Origin of the sequence: Streptomyces sp. NBC_00503, assembly GCF_036346895.1 — a bacterium.
Taxonomy (GTDB): Bacteria; Actinomycetota; Actinomycetes; order Streptomycetales; family Streptomycetaceae; genus Streptomyces.
Map to the genome: position 1 here is coordinate 5,710,291 of NZ_CP107855.1, position 21,768 is coordinate 5,732,058.

Sequence of the window (21,768 nt, forward strand, 5' to 3'; positions counted from 1 at the left end):
CTACAGGCGTTTCAGGCAATGCAAGAGGCCGGTCCACCAAGGTGGACCGGCCTCTCGGGCAACCGGAAAGGGCTGCGCTACGACGGAAGGCGTCAGCGCGAGACCTTGCCGGCCTTGATGCACGAGGTGCAGGCGTTGAGGCGCTTCGGCGTCCCATTGACCACGGCACGGACACGCTGGATGTTCGGGTTCCAGCGACGCGAGGTGCGGCGGTGCGAGTGGGAAATGCTGTTGCCGAAGCTCGGCCCCTTGGCGCAAACGTCGCAGTTGGCAGCCACAGGTCACTCCAAAGACTTCAGATGCACTTACAGTGAATCCCGGCGCACCGGTATCAGGGATCTGAAGGTGGTTTGCCGGGGGGATGGCCCGACTCTCATCGGGCAACCGGAGCAGCATACAACGACTGCCTCGGTCCAAGAAAACTACCATGTCCGCCGCTGCCCCCGCCCCGGGGTCCCGCCCTCCCGGCAGTCCTTCGTTACCCTGCGGTGAACCCTGGCCCGCACAAGGAGGAACGCCCGGTGGCGCACGAGCCGCAACCGCAACCCCTCAACGAGGCTGACGAGCCCGTCGAGCGCGACGCCCTCGACGCCGAAGCGGTGCGCACCTGGAGCACGCTGGCCCTGGCCGCACTGGGCCGGGCGCGCGAGGACATCGACGCGATCAACGTCTACCCCGTCGCCGACGCGGACACCGGGACCAACCTCTACCTGACCGCCGAATCCGCCGACCGGGAGCTCGCGGACGTCTTCGCGGGCGTGACGGACGGCACAGCGGGAACCTCCCTCCCCGAAGCCGTACGGGCCTTCGCGCACGGAGCCCTGATAGGCGCCCGGGGCAACTCCGGGACGATCCTCGCGCAGCTGCTGCGCGGAGTGGCCGACGTGCTCGCGGACGAACCCGCAGGGCGCGGGCCCGCCCGGCTGCTGGCCCAGGCGCTGACCCGGGCCGCCGAGGAGGCGTACCAGGCCGTCGCGCACCCGGTGGAGGGCACCATGCTCACCGTCGCCACCACCGCCGCGCGGGCCGCCGCGGTCGCCGAGGCAGCCGCCGGTTCCGTCGCCGACGTGGCCGCGGCCGCCTACGACGCGGCCCGCGCCGCCCTCGCCGAGACCCCGGGACAGCTGGCCGCGCTGGGCCGGGCCGGGGTGGTCGACGCCGGGGGCTGCGGACTGGTCGCCGTACTCGGAGCCCTGTGGCAGGCCCTGTCCGGACAGGAGCCCGCCGACGAGCCGGTACGCGGCCGGGCCGTGCCCGTACCGCGGCCGCCGGAGCCCTGCGCGGAGGACCTGGGTGGACCCGCGTACGAGGTGGTCTACCTGCTGGAGGCCGCCGAGGCGCGGGTCGCGGAGCTGCGCACCCGGCTCGACGGACTCGGCGACTCCCTCGTCGTCGTCGGCGGCGACGGGCTGTGGAACGTCCACGTCCACGTCGACGACCCCGGCGCGGCCGTGGAGGCCGGAGTGGTCGCCGGACGGCCCTACCGGATCCGCATCACGCACTTCGGCGACGAGCGGCGCCGGACCCGCGGCGAGCGCGCCCAACGGGCCGTCGTCGCCGTGGTCCAGGGCGAGGGACTGGCCGGACTGTGCGGGGAGGCCGGGGCCACCACCCTGCTCGCACGGCCCGACGGACCCCCGGCCGTCGCCGAACTGCTGGCGGCCGTCCGCCGGGCGCACGCCCGCGAGATCGTGCTCCTGCCCAACTCCGCCGAACTGCGGGCGGTCGCCGCCGCCGCCGCCGAACAGGCCCGCGCCGACGGCGTACGGGTCGCCGTCATCCCCACCCGCTCCGAGGTCCAGGGCCTGGCCGCGCTCGCCGTCCACGACCCCGAGGGCACCTTCGACGAGGACGTGGTCGCCATGACCGCGGCCGCCGGCGCCACCCGCTACGGCGAACTCGCCGTGGCCGAACGGCAGTCCTTCACCTCCGCCGGCATCTGCCAGGCCGGCGACGTGCTCGGCCTCATCGACGGGGACGTCGCCGTCATCGGCCCGGACCTGCCCGGGACCGCCGAGGCCGTCCTGGCCCGGATGCTCGGCTCCGGCGGCGAACTCGTCACCCTGGTCCTGGGACCCGAGGTGCCGGACACGCTGGCCGCGCGCCTGGAGGCGTACGTCCAGCAGTCCCACCTGGCCGTCGACACCGTGACCTACCGGGGCGGCCGCGGGTCGGCGCCGCTGCTCATCGGGGTGGAATAGCCGGGTTGTCGGAGCCATGGTGTGCAATGGAACACGTGCCCGCGCTCGACGAAGACCTCAAGAAGACCCTCGGCCCCGCCACCGCGAAGGTGCTCGCCGAGCAGCTCGGCCTGCACACGGCCCTGGACCTGCTCCACCACTACCCACGGCGCTACGCCGAGCGCGGCGAGCTGACCTCGCTGGCCGAGCTCGCCGACCAGATCGACGAGCACGTCACCGTGGTCGCGCAGGTCGCCGACGCCCGCCTGCTGACCTACCAGGGCAGCCGCGGCGGCGGCAAACGCCTCGAAGTCACCATCACCGACGGCAGCGGCCGGCTCCAGCTCGTCTTCTTCGGCTCGGGCGTCCACAAACCGCACAAGGAACTGCTGCCCGGCAGCCGCGCGATGTTCGCGGGCAAGGTCGGGATGTTCAACCGCAAGCTCCAGCTCTCCCACCCCGCGTACGAACCCCTCGGCGCGGAAGCCGGAGAGACCGATGCGGCGGCCGCCTTCGCCAACCAGCTGATCCCCATCTACCCCGCCTGCAAGCAGATGGAGTCCTGGAAGATCGCCAAATGCGTGGACGCGGTCCTGCCGAGCGTCCAGGAGGCCGTGGACCCGCTGCCGCCCGCCCTGCGCGAGGGCCGCGGACTGGTACCGCTCACCGAAGCCCTGCTCAAGATCCACCGCCCGGCCACCAAGGCCGACATCGAGGACGCCCGCGCGCGCCTCAAGTGGGACGAGGCCTTCGTCCTCCAGGTGGCCCTCGCCCGCCGCCGGCACGCCGACTCCCAACTCCCCGCCGTCCCGCGCCGCCCCACCCCCGGCGGCCTCCTCGACTCCTTCGACGCCAAGCTCCCCTTCACCCTCACCGAAGGCCAGGAGACCGTCTCGAAGGAGATCTTCGACGACCTCGCCACCGACCACCCCATGCACCGCCTCCTCCAGGGAGAGGTCGGAAGCGGAAAGACCATGGTCGCCCTGCGGGCCATGCTCGCCGTCGTGGACAGCGGCGGGCAGGCCGCGATGCTCGCGCCCACCGAAGTGCTCGCCCAGCAGCACCACCGGTCCATCACCGAGATGATGGGCGAACTCGCCGAAGGCGGCATGCTCGGCGGGTTCGACCAGGGCACCAAGGTGGTGCTGCTCACCGGGTCGATGGGAGTGCCCGCGCGGCGCCGGGCCCTGCTCGACCTGGTCACCGGTGAGGCCGGGATCGTCATCGGCACCCACGCCCTCATCGAGGACAAGGTCAAGTTCCACGACCTCGGCCTGGTCGTCGTCGACGAGCAGCACCGCTTCGGCGTGGAGCAGCGCGACGCACTGCGCTCCAAGGGCAAGCAGCCCCCGCACCTGCTCGTCATGACCGCGACCCCGATCCCGCGCACGGTGGCCATGACCGTCTTCGGCGATCTGGAGACCTCCGTCCTGGACCAGCTGCCGGCCGGACGCTCCCCGATCGCCACCCACGTGGTGCCCGCCAAGGACAAGCCGCACTTCCTGGCCCGCGCCTGGGAGCGGGTCCGCGAGGAAGTCGAGAACGGGCACCAGGCGTACGTGGTCTGCCCGCGCATCGGGGACGACGAGGACGATCCGAAGAACGGCAAGGCCGCCAAGAAGAAGGCTGCCGAGGAGGACGGCGACAAGCGCCCCCCGCTCGCGGTGCTGGAGATCGCCGAACAGCTCACCCGCGGCCCCCTCGCCGGACTGTCCGTCGAGGTGCTGCACGGGCGGATGGATCCCGGCGACAAGGACGCCGTCATGCGCCGCTTCACCGCGGGCGAGGTCAAGGTCCTCGTCGCCACCACCGTCATCGAGGTCGGGGTCAACGTCCCCAACTCCACCGTCATGGTGATCATGGACGCGGACCGCTTCGGCGTCTCCCAGCTCCACCAGCTGCGCGGCCGCGTCGGCCGCGGCTCCGCACCCGGACTGTGCCTGCTGGTCAGCGAGATGCACGAGGCCAGCCCCGCCCGGGCCCGGCTCGCCGCCGTCGCCGCCACCCTCGACGGCTTCGAGCTCTCCCGCATCGACCTGGAGCAGCGCCGCGAGGGCGACGTACTGGGCCAGGCCCAGTCCGGGGTCCGCTCCTCCCTGCGGATGCTCGCGGTCATCGAGGACGAGGAGGTCATCACCCAGGCCCGCGAGGAGGCCACCCGCGTGGTCGCCGCCGATCCGGAGCTCGCGGGACTGCCGGGCCTCAAGACCGCCCTGGACGCCCTCCTGGACACCGAACGGGAGCAGTACCTGGAGAAGGGGTGAGCGGCACGACCTATCGTTGAAGCCCTGTACCTCCTCTGCTCGCCCCCACCGAAGGACCCCAGATGACCCGCGTGATCGCCGGAAGCGCAGGCGGGCGACGCCTCGTCGTACCGCCCGGCACCGGCACCCGCCCGACCTCGGACCGGATGCGCGAAGGCCTCTTCTCCACGTGGGAGTCGCTGCACGGCATCGAGGGGGCCCGGGTGCTCGACCTCTACGCGGGCTCCGGCGCCGTCGGCCTGGAGGCGCTCTCCCGCGGTGCGGGGCACGCACTGCTGGTCGAGCCCGACGCCAAGGCGGCCAAGGCCATCAAGGCCAACATCACCTCGGTCGGCCTGTCCGGCGCCGAGTTCCGGTCGGGCAGGGCCGAGCAGATCGCGGCCGTTCCCGCGCACGGGGACCCGTACGACGTGGTCTTCCTGGACCCGCCCTACGAGGTGGCGCACGACGATCTTCGCGAGATCCTGCTCACACTCCGGTCCAATGGCTGGCTCACGGGCGATGCGCTCGTCACCGTGGAGCGCAGGACGAGGAGTGGCGCGTTTCCGTGGCCCGAGGGCTTCGAGTCGCTGCGGTCCAGGAAGTACGGCGAAGGCACCCTTTGGTACGGCCGAGCCGCCACCATCAGCGAAGAGTCATGAATCCCGTACCGGGGAGCGAGGGAATCAAGTTGCGCCGCGCCGTCTGTCCCGGGTCGTTCGACCCCATCACCAACGGACACCTCGACATCATCGGCCGGGCCTCCCGGCTCTACGACGTGGTCCACGTCGCCGTGATGATCAACCAGTCCAAGCAGGGACTCTTCACCGTCGAGGAGCGGATCGAGCTGATCCGCGAAGCGACCGCCGGCTACGGCAACATCGAGGTCGAGGCCTTCCACGGGCTCCTCGTCGACTTCTGCAAGCAGCGCGAGATCCCGGCCATCGTCAAGGGCCTGCGCGCGGTGAGCGACTTCGACTACGAGCTCCAGATGGCCCAGATGAACATGGGGCTCTCGGGCGTCGAGACGCTCTTCGTCCCGACCAACCCCACCTACAGCTTCCTGTCCTCCTCACTGGTCAAGGAAGTGGCGACCTGGGGCGGAGACGTGGCCCACCTGCTGCCCGCCCACGTGCACGCCGCCCTGATGGAGCGGCTGGCCAACCGCTGAGGTCCGGCCGCCGGAATCCCTGACGCCGCATCAGCCGGTGTCGGCTCCCGGTCCGGTGGCCTTAAAGTCTTCCCGTCCGTCTCGGGAACCGCCCGAGGCCGAGAGAGTGCGAGCCCCCATGGACGTGCAGAAGAAGCTCGACGAGATCGTCGCGGCCGTCGGCAGCGCCCGGTCCATGCCCATGTCGGCCTCGTGCGTGATCAACCGTGCCGAGCTGCTCGCCCTCCTCGAAGAGGTACGGGGAGCCCTGCCGGGCTCGCTCGCCCAGGCGCAGGAGCTCATCGGCGGCCGGGAGCAGATGGTCGAGGAGGCCCGCCGGGAGGCGGACCGGATCATCGAGTCGGCGCACGCCCAGCGCGGTTCGCTGATCTCCGACACCGAGGTCGCCCGGCGCTCCCAGGACGAGGCCGACCGGATCCTGGCGGATGCCCGCCGGGAGGCCGAGGAGGTCCGGGCCGAGGCCGACGACTACGTCGACAGCAAGCTCGCCAACTTCGAGGTCGTCCTGACCAAGACCATCGGCTCGGTGGACCGGGGCCGCGAGAAGCTCCTGGGCCGGGGGGCCGGGCTCGACGAGCAGGGCTACCCCGACGCCGAGGCGCCCGAGCGCAGCCACGACCCCGAGACGCAGCGGCAGCAGGCGGACGCGTACGTGGACACCAAGCTGGCCACCTTCGAGGCGGTGCTCTCCAAGACCCTGGAGGCCGTCGGCCGGGGCCGCCAGAAGCTCCTCGGCCGGGTGGGCACGGACGACCTCGGCGCGCACATGGCCGCCCAGGACGCGGCGGGGCTCCAGCAGTCCCGCTCGGAGAGCAACGCCGACTTCCTGGCCGGGCTCGCCGAGCCGGAGGCCCCGCTGATCCCCGCGCAGATGCAGGCGCAGCCGGAGCCCGCGTACGACACGTACGCCTACCAGCAGCCGGTCCAGCAGGACGCCGCCTACGGCTACCAGGACCCCTACTCCGGCTACCAGCAGGTCCAGCAGCAGCCGGATCCGTATGCCGTCTCCTACGAGCAGCAGCAGCCGGACCCGTATGCGGGCTACCAGCAGCAGCACCAGGGCGCCCAGGACCAGCAGGCGGCGCTCGACGAGACCAGCTTCTTCGACACCAGCATGATCAACCTCGACCAGCTGCGCCAGTACGAGCAGGGCCGCTGACCTCCGCTCCGCACGCGGATTGGGCTCAGAGCGAAGCGGCGGGTATCCTGGCTCTTCGGTCGCGCGTATGCACCGCGATCCATGCTGCCCATGAGTGGCGGAAGTATTGATCTTCAGCAGTCTCCAGTGATTTTGTGAAAGCAGGAACAGCCCTGAATACCCGCCTCGACCACCACAACCCCCTCGTGTTCGACACGCACGAGCTGGGTCGGCGTCCTGGTGCCATGCTCAGGCTGTCCCGCGAAATCGCGGCGCCGGGGGACCTCGGTCTCGCCGGAGTCATCGGAGTGCCGGAAGGCAGCCGGCTGAACCTCAAGCTCCGCCTCGAGTCGGTCATGGAAGGGGTGCTTGTCACAGGCACCGCCCGTGGATCGGCCGTGGGAGAATGCGTAAGGTGTCTGGAGGCCGTCGAGCGCGAGCTCAAGGCGGACTTCCAGGAGATGTTCTCGTACCCTGACGCCGACGACCGGAACCGCTCGAAGGCGGAGCCGGCCGACGACGCCGAGGACGACGAGGACACGCTCTTTATCGAGGACGGCTTGTTCGACCTCGAACCCGTGCTGCGCGACGTGGTAGTGCTCGCACTGCCGCTGCAGCCGGTGTGCCGGGAGGACTGTCTCGGACTGTGCCCCGATTGCGGGCTCAGCCTGAACGACGACCCGGACCACCACCATGACGCCGTCGACATCCGTTGGGCGGCACTGCAGGGACTCGTCACCGATCAGGGCGTCGAGAAGGACAATATGAGCGGCACTGCCTCCGACGGAGTTCAGCGCGCCGCCGAGAAGCAGGAGAAGTAGCCGTGGCTGTTCCGAAGCGGAAGATGTCGCGCAGCAACACGCGCCACCGCCGGTCGCAGTGGAAGGCTGCGGTCCCCACCCTGGTTTCGTGTGAGCGTTGCCAGGAGCCGAAGCTCCAGCACATTGCGTGCCCGAGCTGCGGCACCTACAACAAGCGCCAGGTCCTCGAGGTCTGAGCGGCTGGTGAGAGGCGCAATGTCTGAGCTGTCCAACGCTGAGAAGCAGGCAGACAGTAAGAACGCGGCCTCGTCCCACACGCTTCTGGAAGGGCGGCTCGGGTACCACCTCGAGTCCGCCCTTCTGGTGCGTGCACTGACCCACCGTTCGTACGCGTACGAGAACGGCGGTCTGCCCACCAACGAGCGGCTGGAGTTCCTTGGGGACTCCGTGCTGGGCCTGGTGGTCACGGACACGCTGTACACGACCCACCCCGATCTGCCGGAAGGCCAACTGGCCAAACTGCGGGCCGCGGTAGTCAACTCACGCGCACTTGCGGAGGTCGGGCGCGGCCTCGAACTCGGCTCCTTCGTCCGGCTCGGCCGGGGCGAAGAGGGTACGGGTGGCCGGGACAAGGCCTCCATTCTCGCCGACACCCTTGAAGCGGTGATCGGCGCGGTCTACCTCGATCAGGGCCTCGACGCGGCCTCGGAGCTGGTTCACCGGCTCTTCGACCCGCTCATCGAGAAGTCCTCCAACCTCGGTGCCGGCCTGGACTGGAAGACCAGTCTCCAGGAGCTGACGGCGGCCGAAGGTCTTGGTGTGCCGGAATACCTGGTCACCGAGACCGGTCCGGACCACGAGAAGACCTTCACCGCTGCCGCCCGCGTCGGTGGTGTCTCGTACGGCACCGGCACCGGCCGCAGCAAGAAGGAAGCCGAACAGCAGGCGGCGGAGTCCGCTTGGCGCGGGATCCGCGCCAAGGCGGACGAGCGGCTCGGGGCGCAAGCCCCGAACGCTGCCGCTCCGGTCGTTGTGACCGGTACCGATGCCGGGGAAGGCGGGGCGCAGACGCCCGCCGACCCGACACCGGGAGCCTGACGCTTCCTTCGGGATTTCCCCGCCCGCCCCTGCCTCGGCAGGGGCGGGCGGACCCGTTTCCGGCCCCGACCGGGGCGGCCGGTACGCTCGCCGGGACCGTTCACGACCGCATCCCTCCGGAGGAACCCGTGCCCGAGCTGCCCGAAGTCGAAGTGGTGCGGCGCGGTCTGGAACGCTGGGTGGCCGGGCGGACCGTGGACGCGGTCGAGGTCCTGCATCCGCGCGCCGTACGCCGGCACGCGGGCGGCGGAGCCGATTTCGCGGCGCGGCTGACGGGGGAGACCTTCGAGGTGGCCCGGCGGCGCGGGAAGTACCTGTGGCTGCCGCTGGCGGAGCGGGAGATGTCCGTGCTCGGGCACCTCGGGATGAGCGGGCAGCTGCTGGTCCAGCCCGAGGACGCCCCCGACGAGAAGCACCTGCGCATCCGGGTGCGGTTCCGGGACGACGCGGGCACCGAGCTGCGCTTCGTCGACCAGCGGACCTTCGGTGGCATGTCCCTGCACGAGAGCGTCGCCCACGGGACGGACGGGTACGAGGACGGGCTCCCCGAGACAATCGCGCACATCGCCCGGGATCCGCTGGACCCCCTCTTCGACGAGGCGGCCTACCACCTGGCGCTGCGCGCCAAGCGGAGCACCATCAAGCGGGCGCTGCTCGACCAGTCGCTGATCAGCGGGGTCGGCAACATCTACGCGGACGAGGCGCTGTGGCGCGCCAAGCTGCACTACGAGCGCCCCACGGCCACGCTCACGCGCCCCCGGAGCGCGGAACTCCTCGGCCATGTCCGGGACGTCATGAACGCGGCCCTCGACGCCGGCGGCACCAGCTTCGACAGCCTGTACGTCAACGTCAACGGCGAGTCCGGCTACTTCGACCGGTCCCTCGACGCCTACGGGCGCGAGGACGAGCCCTGCCGCCGCTGCGGCACGCCCATGCGACGCCGGCCGTGGATGAACCGGTCGAGCTACTTCTGCCCGCGCTGTCAGCGGCCTTCGCGCGCAGCCTCGTAGGCGGAGCGGGCGCCCAGTACCTCGGGCATGCGCTCCTCCAGCAGGGTGATGAGCGCGACCAGGCGCTCCGCGATCTCCGCGCCGAAGGGGGTCAGCTCGTAGTCGACGCGGGGCGGGTTGGTGGGCTGGGCCTCGCGGGTGACGATGCCGTCGCGTTCCAGGGCCTGCAGGGTCTGGGACAGCATCTTCTCGCTGACGCCGTCGACGCGGCGGCGCAGCTCGTTGAAGCGGCACGAGCCTTCGCGCAGGGCGCCCACGGTGAGGCTGCCCCAGCGGCCCGTGACGTGTTCCAGGGTCTCCCGGGACGGACAGGCGCGGGCGAAGACATCGAAGGGCGGATCGGTAGCGGTGGCGTCGTCGGCTTCGCTACAGGCTGGAGTCTGCATGCTTTCAGCGTACTACTGCACAGCGCTGATCATTTTGCTTGCGCTTTCCAAAAGTTAGTGGTTGGCTGTTTCCCGTCGCACCAACAGCACGGCTCCGTGGCCGACCGCGGAGCTTTCGAGGGAGATCAGCCTTGTCCGGTATCACGCACGCCCCCGTCGTTTCGATCGCCTATCACTCGGGCTACGGCCACACCGCCGTCATCGCCGAGGCCGTCCGGGCGGGCGCCGCCGAGGCCGGTGCGACGGTGCACCTGGTCAAGGTCGACGAGATCGACGACGCCCAGTGGGAGCTCCTGGGCGCGTCCGACGCCATCATCTTCGGTTCCCCCACCTACATGGGCACCGCCTCGGGCGCCTTCCACGCCTTCGCCGAAGCCAGCTCCAAGGTGTGGTTCACCTACGGCTGGCAGAACAAGGTCGCCGCCGGCTTCACCAACTCCGGTTCCAAGAGCGGCGACAAGGGCCACACCCTCGGCTTCTTCCAGACGCTGGCCGCGCAGCACGGCATGAGCTGGGTCAACCTGGGCCTGAAGCCGGGCTGGAACGCCACCACCGCTTCCGAGAACGACATCAACCGTCTCGGCTTCTTCGACGGCGCCGCCGCTCAGACCCACACCGACCAGGGTCCCGAGGGCGTCCACAAGGCCGACATCGCCACCGCCGAGCACCTCGGCCGCCGCGTCGCCGAGCAGACCCGCGTCCTGGTCGCGGGCCGCGCCGCCCTGGCCGCCGAAGCGGTCTGACGCACCACCGGAGAGGGGCACGGCCGCACCGCGGCCGTGCCCCTCTTCTGCTTTTGGTCAGGCCGCGCCGCGGTGGGCCGCGTCGAGCAGGGCGAGCTCCGCCTCGGAGAGCCGCAGGGCCGCCGCGGCCACGTTGTCGGCGAGGTGGTCGAGGTCCCCGGTGCCGGGGATGGCCAGGACGTGCGGTCCCTGGCTCAGGGTCCACGCCAGCCGGACCTGCGCGGGGCTCACGCCGTGCGCCCGCGCGACCTCTCGCACCTCGGACTCCCCGATGCCGTCCGCGCCGTCGCCCCGACCTGCCTCCTCGCCCGCGCCCGCGATCGCGTAGAAGGGGACGAAGGCGACCCCCTGCTCGCCGCAGCTGCGGACGAAGGCCTCCTGGTCGGGCCGGACCCCGATCCCGTACGGGTTCTGCACGCAGACGACGGGCGCGATGGCCCGGGCCTCCGCGAGGTGCTCGGGCGTCACGTTGGAGATGCCCAGATGGCGGATGAGCCCGGCCTCGCGCAGCTCCGCCAGCGCGCCGAACCGTTCGGCGATCGAACCGGTCCCCCGCACCCGCAGGTTGACCACGTCGAGGTGGTCGCGGCCGAGCTGGCGCAGATTCTCCTCGACCTGGCCGCGCAGTTCGCCGGGGGTGGCGTGGGGGAGCCAGGCTCCCGACCGGTCCCGGCCGGGCCCGACCTTCGTCGTGATGACGAGGTCCTCGGAGTAGGGGGCCAGCGCGGCGTTGATCAGCTCGTTGGCCGAACGCAGCGGCGAGAAGTAGAACGCGGCCGTGTCCAGGTGGTTGACGCCGAGCTCGACGGCGCGGCGCAGCACGGCTATGGCCTGGCCGCGATCGCGCGGAACGGCATCGGCGATGAGGGCTTCGCCGGTCTGCGGAAGGCGCATCGTGCCGAAGCCCAGGCGGTTGATCTCCAGGTCACCGAGTTTCCAGGTGCCCGCAGCCGCCGCTCCGGAGGTGTTGGTCTTGGTCGTGCCCGTGGTTGAGGTCATGGCGGAATGATCTCCGCCATGAGCTAGAAACCGAAGTCCTGGGTCCACCAGGGGCCGCCGGCGGCGTTGTACACGCCCACCCCGAGGGTGCGGAACTCGCAGTTGAGGATGTTCGCCTTGTGGCCGGGGCTGTTCATCCAGGCCTTCATCACGGCCGTCGCGTCGCCCTGGCCGCGGGCTATGTTCTCGCCGCCCATGCCCGAGATCCCGGCCTTGGTGGCCCGGTCCCAGGGGGTGTTGCCGTCGGGGTCGGTGTGGTCGAAGAAGCCCCGGACGGCCATGTCCTTGCTGAAGGCCCCGGCCAGCGCCGCCAGCGGCGGGTTCGCCCGGACCGGGACGCAGCCGGCCTGTGCGCGCTCCTGGTTCACCAGGGCGAGCACGGCGGCCTCCTCGGAGGAGTGGCCGGCCGCGGTCGGCGGGGCCGCGGGGGTGGCCGGCTTCGGGGCGGCCGGCTTGGGCGCGGCCGGGGTGGGAGTCGGCTGGGGGGTCTTCGAGGGCTCCGCCGAGGGCGTCGGGGAAGGACTGGCCGACGGGGACGGCGAGGCGGAGGGAGAGGGGGAGCCGGAGGGGGAAGCGGAACCCGAAGCGGAACCCGGCCCGGCGGAGGCGCGGCCGGAGAGGTTGGCGAGTCCGCCCTGCTGTTCCAGCGCGCTCTCGGGGCTCGGCGAGGCCTTGGCCTTGGCTTCCGTCTTCGAGTCGGAGCCCGCGCCCGCGACGCCCACATAGGGGAAGGAGGAGCCGACCGGGACCACGCCCGTGGTCACCGCCGCGGTGCCGAGGACCACGGCCACGGCCGCGCCGAGCAGGCCGCCCCGCACGGCGGTACGGCGCTTCGTGCCGCGTCGGGGTGCGGCCTGGAGTCGGTGGCGTCCCATCGCGGCCAGCCTTCCTCGGAGTTCAAGATCAAGGTTTACTCACCCAAATGGGTGAGCTCATTGGTGCGCGACTGTACGCCATGGCGCCAGGGGGTGATGTGACCCGAAAGTGTTTGCCCGGTTAGCGTTCAGGCATGAATGAAGATGTCCGCATGACCGCCTGGGTGCGCGGTCGTGTACAGGGAGTGGGCTTCCGTTGGTTCACCAGGGCCAATGCCCTGGAGATCGGCGGACTGGCCGGCTTCGCGCTCAACCTCGACGACGGTCGAGTGCAGGTGGTGGCCGAAGGTCAACGTGAGAATTGCCACCGGCTCCTGGCATGGCTCCACAGCGCCGACACGCCCGGGAAGGTGGACGGGGTGACAGAGATCTGGGGCACACCGCGCGGTGGCTACGAAGGGTTCGCGATCCGGTGAGCGATCGACTGATCATGCACTGAACAGATCTCCGGATGGTCCGCACATGGTCGGATCTGCGCATTCCCCGGTGACGCGTTGCCGACTCGCGGGATCCGTGGAAGGCTCGGAGACGAGGATGATCTCCACATCCCTTGCGAGGACCGGGCTGCCCGCCGATACAGGGCGTGATCGTGTTGACCGTCAAACTTTTTGGTGAGACGCTGGAAGCCCCGCGCACCTGAGCTGTTTGGCAGTGTTGGCAGTTAGCCAAAGAACGTGTGCAGTGACTGACAGTCGCTGCCGGACATCCGCGGGTGCGATTCCCTCACGACCCACACCGCTTCCGGTCGGTCACTCAGTGTGGAGGACCATCCATCATGGCAAAGGCGCTTCTCGGTTACGTCGGCGGTTCCGACCCGCGACTCCTCGCCGAGATGCGACGGCTTCAGCAGCGCGTCCAGGACCTCGAGTCCGAGCTCGGACGAATCCAGTCCGAAAACGACGCACTGAACGCGGCCGCCGCACAGCACGGAGACTCGCTGCTCGACAGCATCGACCTCGACGTACCCCAGGCGGAGCCTGCGCTCACCTGATCCGAGCTCCCTCGTCGCTCAACCAACAAGTACCGCAAGATCTGCAAGGGGCGCTTCGGCGTCCCTTCTTTCTTGTCTCACGCTTGTCTCATGCTTTCTTGTCCCACGGTGCCGTTGCACCAGGTGAGAGGGCCCTTCCTTTAACGTCTGATGTGCCCTGCACCTTCATGGGCGAAACCGAACGTGAAAGGTAGAGTCCGGCGGCGTGCACCTCAAGTCCCTGACCCTGCGTGGCTTCAAATCCTTCGCCTCCGCCACCACCCTGCGCTTCGAGCCGGGCATCACCTGCGTCGTGGGCCCCAACGGCTCCGGCAAGTCCAACGTGGTGGACGCGCTCTCCTGGGTCATGGGCGAACAAGGGGCCAAGTCCCTGCGCGGCGGGAAGATGGAAGACGTCATCTTCGCCGGCACGACCGGCCGCCCACCGCTCGGCCGCGCCGAGGTCTCGCTGACCATCGACAACTCCGACGGCGCGCTGCCCATCGACTACGCCGAAGTCACCATCACCCGGATCATGTTCCGCGGCGGCAGCAGCGAGTACCAGATCAACGGCGACACCTGCCGCCTCCTGGACATCCAGGAGCTGCTCTCCGACTCCGGCATCGGCCGCGAGATGCACGTCATCGTCGGACAGGGCCAGCTGGACTCCGTACTGCACGCCGATCCGATGGGCCGCCGCGCCTTCATCGAAGAAGCGGCCGGGGTGCTCAAGCACCGCAAACGCAAAGAGAAGGCCCTGCGCAAACTCGACGCGATGCAGGCCAATCTGGCGCGCGTCCAGGACCTCAACGACGAGCTGCGCCGCCAGCTCAAACCGCTCGGCCGGCAGGCGGCGGTGGCCCGCCGGGCGGCCGTGATCCAGGCCGACCTGCGCGACGCGCGGCTGCGGCTGCTCGCCGACGACCTCGTGACGCTCAAGGGCGCGCTCGACGCGGAGATCGCGGACGAAGCGGCGCTGAAGGAACGCAAGGACGCGGCCCAGGCGCAGCTCGCCGGGGCGGTGCGGCGGGAATCCGAACTGGAGGAAGCCGTACGGGAACTCGCGCCGCGGCTCCAGCGGGCCCAGCAGACCTGGTACGAGCTGTCGCAACTGGCCGAACGGGTCCGGGGGACCGCCTCCCTGGCGGACGCCCGGGTCAAGTCGGCCGCGGTGCCGCCCGAGGAAGCGCGGCGGGGCCGGGACCCCGAGGACATGGAGAGGGAAGCCGCGCGGATCCGCGAGCAGGAAGCGGAATTGACGGCCGCGCTCGAGGCGGCCTCCCGGGCGCTGGAGGACACCGTCTCGCACCGGGCCGAGCTGGAGCGTTCGCTGGCCGAGGAGGAACGGCGGCTGCGGGACGCGGCGCGGGCCATCGCCGACCGGCGCGAGGGCCTGGCACGGCTGACGGGCCGACTGGGCGCGGCCCGCTCCCGCGCGGGCGCGGCGCAGGCAGAGATCGACCGGCTGGTCGCGGCGCGGGACGAGGCCCGTACCCGTGCGGCGGCGGCGAGCGAGGAGTACGAGGCACTGGCGGAGGAGGTCGGCGAGCACGACTCCTCGCCGGACCGGGAGGGCGAGTACGAGGCCGCGCGGGCGGAACTGACGGCGGCGGAGACCGCACTCGGCGCGGCGCGCGACGCGTTGGCGACGGCGGAACGGCTCCGCGCGGCGGTATCGGCCCGCCGCGAGGCCCTGGCGATGGGGCTGCGCCGTAAGGACGGCACCGGAGCGGTGCTGGCGGCACGGCTCGAAGGCCTGCTGGGCCCGGCGGCGCGGCGGCTGTCGCTGACCCCGGGGTACGAGGTCGCGGTGGCGGCGGCACTGGGCGCGGCGGCGGACGCGGTGACCGTGGCCTCGCCGGCCTCGGCATCCGGCGCGATCCGGCACCTGCGCACCACGGACGCGGGCCGGGCCACGTTCCTGATCACCCCGCCGGACGCACCCGGAGACCGGCCCGTCCCGGCCCTTCCCGGCCAGGCGGCGGCCCCGGCCGGGCCCCTGGACCCGGCGGCCGCGGCCGACCCGGCTGCCGGGACCGCGGGTTCCGTCCCCGGCCAGGGCGCCGGCCCCGGGGGAGCCTTCCCGCGGCCCGCGGCCACCCCAGCCGCCGCCCCCGCCGGACACGCCGCTGCGGCTGCTTCGGGAGCCGCGGCACAGACCGCTCCGGCCGTCCCCGGGCCCGGTGCGCGGGACGCACTGGCCGTCGCCGAGACAGAGACAGAGACAGAGGCCGATACCCGGGCAGGGACCGGGACCGGCATCCCCGCCGGGAGGCTGGTGCGGGGCGATGCGGCGCTCGTACGGGCCGTCGCCTGGGTGCTGCGGGACTACGTGGTGGTCGGCGGGCTCGACGAGGCCGAGGCCCTGGTCGCCGCGCGGCCCGATCTGGTGGCGGTGACCTCCGACGGGGACGTCCTCGGGGCGCATCTCGCGCACGGCGGGTCCGCCGGGGTGCCCAGCCTGATCGAGGTGCAGGCGGCCGTGGACGAGGCGGACGCCGAGCGCGGCCGGCTGGACGCACGGTGCCTCGCGCTGGAGGAGGAGCAGGCGGCCGCCCAGCAGCGGCGTACCGGGGCCGGTGCACGCGTGGAGGAGCTCGGTGAGCTCAGGCGGGCCGCCGAGCAGGCACGGGCCGGGGTCGCGCAGCAGCTCGGGCGGCTCGCCGGACAGGCGAAGGGGGCCGCGGGCGAGGCGGAGCGCGCCGCCTCGGCCGCGGCCAAGGCGCAGGACGCGCTGGAGCAGGCGCTGGCCGAGGTGGAGGAGTGCGCGGAGCGGCTCGCCGTGGCCGAGGAGATGCCGGTCGAAGACGAGCCCGACACTTCCGGCAGGGACCGGCTCGCCGCCGACGGGGCGAACGCGCGGCAGACCGAGATGGAGGCCCGGCTGCAGCTGCGGACCCACGAGGAGCGGGTCAAGGGGCTGGCCGGCCGGGCGGACGGACTCGATCGCGCGGCCCGCGCCGAGCGGGAGGACCGGGCCAGGGCCGAGCGCCGTCGCGAACGGCTGCGCCACGAGGCCCGGGTGGCCGCGGCCGTCGCCGACGGCGCCCGCCAGCTGCTCGCGCACATCGAGGTGTCGCTGACCCGGGCCGCCGAGGAGCGCACCTCGGCCGAGTACGCCAAGGGCCTGCGCGAGCGGGAGCTCGACGAGGCCAGGAGCCGGGGCCGCGGCCTGAAGGACGAGCTCGACAAGCTCACCGACTCCGTGCACCGGGGCGAGGTGCTCGGCGCGGAGAAGCGGATGCGGATCGAGCAGGTGGAGGCGCGGGCCCTGGAGGAGTTCGGGATCGGGGCCGAGGGGCTCGTCGGCGAGTACGGCCCCGATCAGCCGGTGCCGCCGAGCCTGCCCGCGGAGGGGGAGGCCCAGGAGTCGGACGACGCCGGGCCGCAGCCCTTCGTACGGGCCCGGCAGGAGAAGCGGCTGAAGGCCGCCGAGCGGGCGTATCAGCAGCTCGGCAAGGTCAATCCGCTGGCTCTGGAGGAGTTCGCGGCGCTGGAGGAGCGGCACAAGTTCCTCAGCGAGCAGCTGGAAGACCTGCGCAAGACGCGGACCGATCTCCTCCAGGTCGTCAAGGAGGTGGACGAGCGGGTCGAGCAGGTCTTCACGGAGGCGTACCGGGATACGGCCCGGGAGTTCGAGGGGGTGTTCTCGCGGCTGTTCCCCGGTGGCGAGGGCCGGCTGATCCTCACCGACCCCGGCAACATGCTGACCACCGGCATCGACGTGGAGGCGCGACCGCCCGGCAAGAAGGTCAAGCGGCTGTCGCTGCTCTCCGGCGGCGAGCGCTCGCTGACGGCCGTGGCGCTGCTGGTCGCCATCTTCAAGGCCAGGCCCAGCCCGTTCTACGTGATGGACGAGGTCGAGGCGGCGCTCGACGACACCAACCTCCAGCGGCTGATCCGGATCATGGAGGAGCTGCAGGAGAGCTCGCAGCTGATCGTGATCACGCACCAGAAGCGGACCATGGAGGTCGCGGACGCGCTCTACGGCGTCTCGATGCAGGGCGACGGCGTCTCGAAGGTCATCAGCCAGCGTCTGCGCTGACACGCGTCGTCGTCATTCGTTCGATCTCCTCCGGGTGGTGCCCGATCTTGACCTGTGCGCCACTGGTAGGAATCGACCCCACCGGCCGTCACCGCAGCCGGGGACGCAGGAGCAGACCTTGACCAGCAGCAGCACCTCGCAGGCCTCTGCATCGGGCGGCGGCCGCGCGTCCCAGCCCGATCATCTCGGGCACGTCATCTTCATCACCGCGGCCGCGGCCATGGGCGGATTCCTCTTCGGCTACGACAGCTCCGTCATCAACGGCGCCGTCGTCGCGATCCGGGACCGCTTCGACGTCGGGGCCGGCACCCTCGCCCAGGTGATCGCCGCCGCGCTGATCGGCTGCGCGCTGGGCGCCGCCACCGCGGGCCGCATCGCCGACCGGATCGGCCGCATCCGCTGCATGCAGATCGCCGCCGTCCTCTTCACGGCCAGCGCCGTCGGCTCGGCCCTCCCCTTCGCCCTCTGGGACCTCGCCCTGTGGCGGGTCGTCGGCGGCTTCGGGATCGGCATGGCCTCGGTCATCGGCCCGGCCTACATCGCCGAGGTGTCCCCGCCCGCGTACCGCGGCCGGCTCGCCTCCTTCCAGCAGGCCGCGATCGTCATCGGCATCGCCATTTCCCAGCTCGTCAACTGGGGGATCCTGAACCTCGCCGACGGAGACCAGCGCGGCAAGGTCGGCGGTCTGGAAGCCTGGCAGTGGATGCTCGGCGTCATGGTCGTCCCGGCCGCGCTCTACGGACTGATGTCCTTCGTCATCCCGGAGTCCCCGCGCTTCCTGATCTCCGTCGGCCGCACCGACGAGGCCAAGAAGGTGCTGGCCGAGGTCGAGGGCGAGCACGTCGACCTCGACGGACGCGTCCGGGACATCGAGCACGCCATGCGCTCCGAGCACAAGTCCACCTTCAAGGACCTGCTCGGCGGCCGCATGGGCTTCCTGCCCATCGTCTGGATCGGCATCGGCCTCTCCGTCTTCCAGCAGCTCGTCGGCATCAACGTGATCTTCTACTACAGCTCCTCGCTGTGGCAGTCGGTCGGCATCGACCCGAGCTCCTCGTTCCTGTACTCCTTCGAGACCTCCGTCGTGAACATCATCGGTACGGTGATCGCGATGGTCTTCGTGGACCGCATCGGCCGCAAACCCCTCGCGCTCATCGGGTCCGTGGGCATGGCGATCTCCCTCGCGCTCGCCGCGTGGGCCTTCTCCTACAAGGACACCAGCGGCGGAGACATCGCCCTGCCGCACGCCCAGGGCCTCGTGGCCCTCATCGCGGCCAACTTTTTCGTGCTCTTCTTCGCCCTGTCCTGGGGCGTCGTGGTGTGGGTCCTGCTCGGCGAGATGTTCCCGGGCCGCATCCGCGCCGCCGCCCTGGGCGTGGCCGCCTCCGCCCAGTGGATCGCCAACTGGGTCATCACGGTCTCGTTCCCGACCCTGTCGGACTGGAACCTGTCCGGCGCCTACGTCATCTACGCGGTCTTCGCCGTGCTCTCGATCCCGTTCATCCTCAAGTGGGTGCCGGAGACCAAGGGCAAGGCGTTGGAGGAGATGGGGTGACCACCCCCGCCAACGCCCCCCGGCTCAGCCCCCCAGTCGGGGCAGCACCTGCTCGCACAGCAGCTGCAGGCTCCGCCAGCCCTCGTCGATCGGCATCCCGCCGCACAGCGGGTGCAGCACCAGGTTCCCCGCCTCGCCCGCGCCCCGGGCGTACTCGACCGCCTCGTCCGGGGTGAGGATCCGGTACACGCCCTCCGCGCGCAGCTCCGCCACCGTGTGCGCGCCCGAGCGGACGGCGCTGAGGATGTCCTTGGACTGCCAGGACGCGTACATCCCGGCCTCGTGCAGGAACCGCTCGCCGTGCTCGGCCCACGCCCGGTCCGGGTCCTCGGCGATGTGCAGCAGCGGGGTCTGGGCCGCCGGCATCATGCAGAAGCCCTCCGTGCCGTACTCCGCGAGCTTGGCGTTGTAGTACGCCTCCAGCTCCGGCAGGTGCGCACTGGGGAAGAACGGCAGCCCCAGCCGGGCCGCGCGGCGGGCTGCCGCCTGCGAACTGCCGCCGACCAGGAGCAGCGGGTGCGGCTGGGTGAAGGGCCGCGGGGTGACCCGTACCGTCCGGCCCCGGAACTCGAACGGCTCACCGGTCCACGCCTTCAGCAGGGTTTCCAGCAGCTCGTCCTGGAGCTTGCCGCGCCGGCCCCATTCGACGCCGTGCTGCTCGTACTCCTCGGGCCGGTAGCCGATGCCGGCCACCGTGACGAGGCGGCCGCCGCTGAGGAGGTCGAGGACCGCGATGTCCTCAGCGACCTTCAGGGGGTCGTAGAGCGGGCCGATGATCGCCGAGACGGTGACCGCGATCCGGCGGGTGGCGCCGAAGACCGCGCCCGCGAAGGCGAAGGGGGAGGGCAGCCAGTTGTTGTCGGTGCCGTGGTGCTCTTCGGTCTGGATGGTGTCGATCCCGCGGTCGTCCGCGTACTTCGCCATCTCCAGCGCGGCCTTGTACCGGGCGGAGAGGGTTTCCGGGGTGCCGTTCGGGTCGATGAGATTGAACCGGGCCACGGTGATGGGCATGGAGAAGTCCCCCTTCGCCGGAGGTGGGTGGGCGGGCGAAGGGGGACGTTAGCTGACGTGGCGTCAGTTGGACAGGGATCCGGCTCCGGCGCCCGCCGTCGCGGGCTCCTGCGCGGACTCCTCGGTGGCGGCCGGGGCCCGCTCGGCCGGGGCCCGCTCGGCCGGGGCCGTGCGCGGCAGGACCGCGTACAGCACGGCGGAGGTGACGATGCCCGCCGCCCAGCCCAGGCCGTTCTCGCCGATCCAGGTGGTGGCGAGCGGGCCGCTGAACCAGTCGACCTTCGTGAACAGCAGCCCCACGACCAGCGCCAGCCCCCACGAGGTCATGGCCTGCCAGGCGAAACCGCCCCGGTACCAGTAGGCGCTGCTCCGCGTGGTGTCCAGCAGGGCCGCGCTGTCGTAGGAGGTGCGGCGCAGCATGTCCACGCCGAAGACGCCGATCCAGGCGGAGAAGGCCACGGCGAGCAGGGTCAGGAAGGAGATGAAGGATCCGAAGAAGCTGGTCGCGACCACCATCAGCAGGAAGCCGAAGACCAGGCTGATGACGGCGTTGACGCTCACCGCCGCCGCGCGCGGGACCTTGATGCCGAGGGTCTGCGCGGTGAAGCCGGCCGAGTACATGGACATCGAGTTGATGAGCAGCATGCCGACGAGCGCGATCAGCAGGTACGGGACCGCGATCCAGGTCGGCAGCAGCTCCCCGATGAAGGAGACCGGGTCCTGCGCGGTGGCCAGGTCGGGGGTGGCGACCGCCATCACCGCGCCCATGAGCACCATCGGGATGACGACGACCGCCGCGCCGCCGATGGTGGCGCCGACCATGCCCTTGGCGGAGGCGGTGCGGGGCAGGTACCGGGTGAAGTCGGGGCCGGAGGGGACCCAGCTGATGCCGCCGGCGGCGATGGTGCCGATGCCCGCGATCATCATCGCGGTGGAGCCCGCGGGCTTGCCGAAGACGGCCGACCAGTCGGTCTCGACGATCAGGTAGCCCAGGACGAGCACGCTGAAGGCGCCGAAGAGGTACGTGGACCACTTGGAGCAGACGCGCAGCGCGTTGATGCCGAGACCGGAGACCAGGAAGGTGCAGCCGACGAAGAAGAGGAGGGTGACCACGATCAGGGCGGTGTTCTTCTTGATGCCGAAGACCAGGTCGAGCACGGTCAGGACGGCGTAGGCGCCGCTGACCGCGTTGATGGTCTCCCAGCCCCAGCGGGCGACCCAGATCAGGGCGCCGGGGAAGAGGTTGCCGCGCTGGCCGAAGACGGCACGGGAGAGCGCCATGCCGGGGGAGCCGCCGCGCTTGCCCGCGATGGATATGAGGCCGACCATCCCGTACGAGACCACGGGCGCGGCGATCGCGACGACGAGCACCTGCCAGATGTTCAGCTTGTTGAAGATGACCAGGCCGGCGCCCATGGTCAGCAGCAGCACGCTGATGTTGGCGGCGACCCAGGTCGGCACGAGCTCGCGGACCCGGCCGCGCCGCTCGCCGTCCGGGACGGGCTCCAGTCCGCGTGACTCGACGGCGGTCGTCTCGGCAGGCATACGTGTACTCCGTGGGGGAGGCGGGGTGGGGGATTGCT

At 71.2% G+C, this 21,768-nt stretch carries 20 protein-coding genes; 14 read left to right on the forward strand and 6 right to left on the reverse strand.

The annotated features are described in order from the left end of the window. Nucleotides 1-92 precede the first annotated feature (92 nt). Nucleotides 93-278 carry a 50S ribosomal protein L28 gene (gene rpmB / locus OG490_RS26535; RefSeq protein WP_073911113.1) on the reverse strand — a complete coding sequence of 62 codons (186 nt, stop codon included), beginning with the start codon at nt 276-278 and terminating at the stop codon, nt 93-95. 243 nt (nt 279-521) lie between these two features. On the opposite strand from rpmB, the gene OG490_RS26540 reads away from it, so the two are divergent. The 9 genes from OG490_RS26540 to mutM all read left to right on the forward strand — a co-directional run bounded on the left by OG490_RS26540 (nt 522) and on the right by mutM (nt 9,601). Continuing rightward, the gene (locus OG490_RS26540) at nt 522-2,201 is read left to right on the forward strand and encodes a DAK2 domain-containing protein (RefSeq protein WP_443065880.1); all 1,680 of its coding nucleotides are present in this window, start codon (nt 522-524) and stop codon (nt 2,199-2,201) included. A 26-nt stretch (nt 2,202-2,227) separates the two neighbouring features. Continuing rightward, the gene (gene recG / locus OG490_RS26545; RefSeq protein ID WP_330298776.1) at nt 2,228-4,444 is read left to right on the forward strand and encodes an ATP-dependent DNA helicase RecG; all 2,217 of its coding nucleotides are present in this window, start codon (nt 2,228-2,230) and stop codon (nt 4,442-4,444) included. A 62-nt stretch (nt 4,445-4,506) separates the two neighbouring features. Further along, the gene (rsmD, locus tag OG490_RS26550; protein ID WP_330298777.1) at nt 4,507-5,085 is read left to right on the forward strand and encodes a 16S rRNA (guanine(966)-N(2))-methyltransferase RsmD; all 579 of its coding nucleotides are present in this window, start codon (nt 4,507-4,509) and stop codon (nt 5,083-5,085) included. Nucleotides 5,086-5,114: 29 nt separating this feature from the next. Then, nucleotides 5,115-5,594, forward strand: coding sequence for a pantetheine-phosphate adenylyltransferase (gene coaD, locus OG490_RS26555; RefSeq protein WP_330301078.1), 480 nt, complete (start codon nt 5,115-5,117; stop codon nt 5,592-5,594). A gap of 118 nt (nt 5,595-5,712) precedes the next feature. Next, complete coding sequence (locus tag OG490_RS26560; protein ID WP_330298778.1) at nt 5,713-6,753, forward strand: cell division initiation protein; 1,041 nt, start codon at nt 5,713-5,715, stop codon at nt 6,751-6,753. Nucleotides 6,754-6,905: 152 nt separating this feature from the next. Continuing rightward, nucleotides 6,906-7,553, forward strand: a complete 648-nt coding sequence (locus OG490_RS26565; RefSeq protein WP_330301079.1) for a YceD family protein — start codon at nt 6,906-6,908, stop codon at nt 7,551-7,553. 2 nt (nt 7,554-7,555) lie between these two features. Beyond that, on the forward strand, nt 7,556-7,729 hold the full coding sequence (rpmF, locus tag OG490_RS26570; RefSeq protein WP_003965982.1) for a 50S ribosomal protein L32: 174 nt from the start codon (nt 7,556-7,558) through the stop codon (nt 7,727-7,729). Between the two features lie 19 nt (nt 7,730-7,748). Continuing rightward, complete coding sequence (gene rnc / locus OG490_RS26575) at nt 7,749-8,591, forward strand: ribonuclease III (RefSeq protein WP_330298779.1); 843 nt, start codon at nt 7,749-7,751, stop codon at nt 8,589-8,591. Nucleotides 8,592-8,719: 128 nt separating this feature from the next. Then, nucleotides 8,720-9,601, forward strand: a complete 882-nt coding sequence (gene mutM / locus OG490_RS26580; protein ID WP_330298780.1) for a bifunctional DNA-formamidopyrimidine glycosylase/DNA-(apurinic or apyrimidinic site) lyase — start codon at nt 8,720-8,722, stop codon at nt 9,599-9,601. Here the strand turns inward: mutM and OG490_RS26585 are convergent. Further along, on the reverse strand, nt 9,574-9,987 hold the full coding sequence (locus tag OG490_RS26585; RefSeq protein WP_330298781.1) for a winged helix-turn-helix transcriptional regulator: 414 nt from the start codon (nt 9,985-9,987) through the stop codon (nt 9,574-9,576). The two genes, mutM and OG490_RS26585, sit on opposite strands and share 28 nt — an antisense overlap. Before the next feature lie 131 nt (nt 9,988-10,118). Here OG490_RS26585 and OG490_RS26590 point away from each other — a divergent pair, with 131 nt between their 5' ends. Beyond that, the gene (locus OG490_RS26590; protein ID WP_330298782.1) at nt 10,119-10,730 is read left to right on the forward strand and encodes a flavodoxin family protein; all 612 of its coding nucleotides are present in this window, start codon (nt 10,119-10,121) and stop codon (nt 10,728-10,730) included. A 57-nt stretch (nt 10,731-10,787) separates the two neighbouring features. Here the strand turns inward: OG490_RS26590 and OG490_RS26595 are convergent, their stop codons facing one another. Continuing rightward, nucleotides 10,788-11,729 carry an aldo/keto reductase gene (locus tag OG490_RS26595; protein ID WP_330298783.1) on the reverse strand — a complete coding sequence of 314 codons (942 nt, stop codon included), beginning with the start codon at nt 11,727-11,729 and terminating at the stop codon, nt 10,788-10,790. Between the two features lie 23 nt (nt 11,730-11,752). Next, nucleotides 11,753-12,604 (reverse strand): CAP domain-containing protein, encoded by an 852-nt coding sequence (locus OG490_RS26600; RefSeq protein ID WP_330298784.1) that lies wholly within the window; start codon nt 12,602-12,604, stop codon nt 11,753-11,755. 134 nt (nt 12,605-12,738) lie between these two features. On the opposite strand from OG490_RS26600, the gene OG490_RS26605 reads away from it, so the two are divergent. From OG490_RS26605 to OG490_RS26620, 4 genes are all read left to right on the forward strand, one after another. Continuing rightward, nucleotides 12,739-13,020 carry an acylphosphatase gene (locus OG490_RS26605; RefSeq protein ID WP_330298785.1) on the forward strand — a complete coding sequence of 94 codons (282 nt, stop codon included), beginning with the start codon at nt 12,739-12,741 and terminating at the stop codon, nt 13,018-13,020. A 359-nt stretch (nt 13,021-13,379) separates the two neighbouring features. Continuing rightward, nucleotides 13,380-13,595, forward strand: coding sequence for a hypothetical protein (locus OG490_RS26610; RefSeq protein WP_030227372.1), 216 nt, complete (start codon nt 13,380-13,382; stop codon nt 13,593-13,595). A 205-nt stretch (nt 13,596-13,800) separates the two neighbouring features. Further along, on the forward strand, nt 13,801-17,619 hold the full coding sequence (locus tag OG490_RS26615) for an AAA family ATPase (RefSeq protein WP_330298786.1): 3,819 nt from the start codon (nt 13,801-13,803) through the stop codon (nt 17,617-17,619). 118 nt (nt 17,620-17,737) lie between these two features. Further along, nucleotides 17,738-19,174, forward strand: a complete 1,437-nt coding sequence (locus OG490_RS26620) for a sugar porter family MFS transporter (RefSeq protein WP_330298787.1) — start codon at nt 17,738-17,740, stop codon at nt 19,172-19,174. Nucleotides 19,175-19,198: 24 nt separating this feature from the next. On the opposite strand, the gene OG490_RS26625 is transcribed toward OG490_RS26620, so the two are convergent. Both OG490_RS26625 and OG490_RS26630 read right to left on the reverse strand, forming a co-directional pair. Beyond that, complete coding sequence (locus OG490_RS26625; protein ID WP_330298788.1) at nt 19,199-20,185, reverse strand: LLM class flavin-dependent oxidoreductase; 987 nt, start codon at nt 20,183-20,185, stop codon at nt 19,199-19,201. A gap of 63 nt (nt 20,186-20,248) precedes the next feature. After that, the gene (locus OG490_RS26630; RefSeq protein WP_330298789.1) at nt 20,249-21,730 is read right to left on the reverse strand and encodes a cytosine permease; all 1,482 of its coding nucleotides are present in this window, start codon (nt 21,728-21,730) and stop codon (nt 20,249-20,251) included. Nucleotides 21,731-21,768: the final 38 nt, after the last annotated feature.